This is a genomic window from Bartonella sp. AD328YNZD (assembly GCF_042196425.1).
Genome location: NZ_JBHIQG010000254.1, coordinates 1 through 3,516, shown reverse-complemented (window position 1 = coordinate 3,516; position 3,516 = coordinate 1). Strand labels below are relative to the sequence as shown.

Sequence of the window (3,516 nt, the reverse complement as noted above, 5' to 3'; positions counted from 1 at the left end):
TCAGCTGCAAAACCAATACGCACGCGCGTTGCACCAGCCCACTTTTCTTTAAAAGTGAAACTGTGGGTTCGTTTAGCGCCAGGTTTAAGCGCATCTTTACCAATATTAATTGCAGCGTCTTTTAATACCTTGTTAATATAATTGATGTGTTCTGGGGCAATGACATATGTTTTTCCTGTCTTCGTGTCATCTTTATTAGACCACATGATATCTGTATCAACACCTAGAATAAGGCCATTACCAAGATCAACGTTGGAACCTGCGTAAAGACCACCCATGAAACCAGAGAGTTTAGGCAAAAGGTCATCAGGCACTGGAATCTTTTTTCCGTTACTGAGAATATCCATTTTCGTTTTACCCGAAAAACCACCAATCTGGCCCCCAACATAAAAACCTGTCCAAGAAAAAGTTGGAGCAACAATAACGGGAGCAACAGGTGTTGGACTTGGGGGAACAATAACATCTGCTGCTTGTGCTGCTGAAGCTGAAACAAAAGCGAAAGCAGAAGCTGTTATTAACCATTTCATATTCATATTTTCTCTCCATAGCTGAATATTTATTTGAACACACCATTTCATATAGAGCTCCATCTTCAGATATCTGTAGCAAAAATGATACACTTATAAAAAAAACAAAAAGCCAATCAAAGCACCCTTAATTGCTTGATCTGTAATAAATAAGAATTAAACTATGCCACTGCATAAATGATTTTCTCTTGTCACATTTGCTCTCCTTTATAAATTTTGCAAAAAACTGCGTCACAGAACCCTCCGTGTAAAGCATGTACTATGGCTATGAAAGATTGTCTTTTATAGCTCACCTGCACTATTGAAGATGCTCTCATTTATATTAAAATAACGAAAACCATTCCCCTGCACATCACAAAAGAGCAAATGTGTGTGGATAAATAAAACTATTAAAGGCTAAAATGCCACCTATGAATACTCTCAATATCAAAAATAGCGAGAACTGTTAAAATATTGAGAACAGCCAAATGCAACCGTTCTATTTAAATTCATACAAACAACGTTTTTAGCTTCATCGTTCGCATAACAAAATGTGAATAGCTCTTTGATTGTTTTTTCATCATTGTAAAGAATGCTTGTATCGCACAAAACAAGATCTCCACTACCCTATGGACTGCAACAAAATTACATGCAATTTCATCACACATGCTCTTTGTTTTAATTAGGCATTTATTATTTTTTGAAATACTTACGCTTCTGCTTAACTTTCTAGAAAATCTTTTCCAGAGCTTCAGCATTATTTGTAGGCTATCATTTCATACTTCTTTACAAGACTAAATTGAAAAAAATGCCTAAAGACAGACAACCGGTATGATAAACATTAAAACTTATATAGAAATATCCTTAGAGCTGAAAAAATGAGAAATCTTTCTTAAAGTTTTCAAACCACACCTTGCTTTAAAAATCATGAATTTGGCAGAAAAAATATCTGATATTTTGAATCATAGACAAATGAATATTTCATATCTGTAGTCGAAGCATACCATCAAAGATCAAAAGTTTAACATTTTTGTTTTTTCACTTGATTTTGATGAAGTATCCTCTCAAATCCTCTCTGCAAACAGCTTAGTTTCTTGTCGAAAGAATTTTTCTTAGCTCCTTCCCCATGTGATTCACTTAACTAAATGCTCCCTCTGGACAAGCCCTATTCTAAAAACACTCTTATCAAGGAGTTTGATATGCACTGTATAGTCACGCTTAAAATGACAGTATTTACAGCATAATAGCGCAACCCAAAATCCGGAGGCTATATTTATCCAAATCCATGAATTTTGTAACGAGCGATTGCCATTATATAGAGTATTCTTGCACCGAAATCCACTTCCCCATATCTTTTCCAAATAGTACTCTTCCCCCCTCCGTACACAATTATAATACCCTTTGCGAACAACTGCTCCTCCACTTTTCAAATGATAAAAAATATCTCCTCTCTTCAATTCCCGATCATACGTTAGACCTCTTGATGCTGTTTTTTTTACTTTTTAATAACTCATTGGACTTCGTCTAAATAAGTCTGGTCGTCTTCCTTTCCCTAATCCTTTTTTAGGATAATGACCTCTTTTTTTACCAGAATGTAACACAGGGACTAACTTAGCTGTTGTTATGCATTGGTTGTTATTCGTGCAAGAAAGTTCCATTTGAACAACTTCAGAGAAGATCTTGCTCAATTGTTCACTAGAAAAAAGATCTCTAGGAAGAACAATCGTAGATATGTCCTGTATTAACTTTTGAGAAAACAAGAAAGAAGCACCCTGAGCTACAGAGATTGAAGCAAACGTAGCAAAAGTTGTCATAAAATATTTTATGTTCATAAATTTAACCTCGTAGAAATATCCATAATGGATTTTACCTAGTGTCTTCATTGCAAATTTCCAGAAAAAATAGCATGTTTATAGATAAAAAGTGAGAATCCTCAAAAAACAAAGCTTTGAAACATTTTAATTTTAAAATAAATGCAAATTGCCCCACTTTACAAACATAGAAATCACTTGTTTGGCAATGCATAAAAGCACAAAATATCGTCTAGGGAGAATAAAATACACAAATGTCATATCAACATATTGATTTATAATCCCCCCCTATCGAATGAGCGCTCTCAGTATCATAAGATTATCTTATTTTAAATTCGCTCATGATACATTAAGCAAAATTATTCGCTTACATGTCATAAATGAGGTTGATATATGGATAAGACTCTTGAAAAAAGAAGTTTTATCTTATGAGGCCATTTAAACGCAAAAGTTATTATAACATTTTAATTTGGTAAAAGCATATTCCTTGCTAATTTGTTTCTAGGTGTCGTTCTTTGCATTGTTCAGTATAATCATGGTTGTCTTTATATATTAATCATATAACATATTTATTTATAATGATAATATATCGTTATCCAGATTAAATTAGAACTCCGAATACCATAAAAACCCTTTCATTCCAAATCTTCCTCATGTTGAATCAACCAAAACCATTTGTTTGTACATTACAAGTGGGGAAGCCTATGTGGAGTGAAGCTGTACAATAAAGGACTAAAAATGCCTTTTATGAATCGTCTCTAGTGCCAAGGGTTATCGCAAAATTGGGTGTTGGCAAAATGTGTGATAGTAGCAGCTTGTTAACTCTATAAGCGTAAGATGGTAGTGTTCAATAGATTTTATATTGGTATTGGAGGCTTTATCGTTATACCATTCATAAGCGCCCCTGTAAAATGGACTTTGGTGCCGGTTTCTTTAAAAAAGCACATGAATTAGCAACACAAACATATTCCGTTTAGGGCGTTCTGTTTCACACGAAAAACGTAAATCCATTAAAAACATGAGAAACAAAAGCATGAGGCAATGCGTAATCTCTATTATTTAACAGACATTGCTTTAAATACTTTTGAAAGTCGTAAAGCAGAATTAAAAATGATGGTAAAGATGAGAGGATAAAATGCCCATAATGTACAAGCATTTTGCCCTCTCACATCAATAATTAACTCCATTTAAAAGCCAAT

The 3,516-nt window shown here is 34.0% G+C and carries 1 protein-coding gene and 1 pseudogene; both read right to left on the bottom strand.

The features are described 5' to 3' along the window. A pseudogene (locus tag ACFIO3_RS10160) lies at positions 1–533 on the bottom strand (hemin-binding protein E); the annotation flags it as partial. A gap of 1,475 nt (positions 534–2,008) precedes the next feature. Beyond that, the gene (locus tag ACFIO3_RS10155; protein WP_375606814.1) at positions 2,009–2,338 is read right to left on the bottom strand and encodes a hypothetical protein; all 330 of its coding nucleotides are present in this window, start codon (positions 2,336–2,338) and stop codon (positions 2,009–2,011) included. Positions 2,339–3,516: the final 1,178 nt, after the last annotated feature.

Bases quoted from the DNA above. Each gene is read 5' to 3' on its own strand.
- ACFIO3_RS10155 (WP_375606814.1), bottom strand. From the start codon at position 2,338: ATGAACATAAAATATTTTATGACAACTTTTGCTACGTTTGCTTCAATC.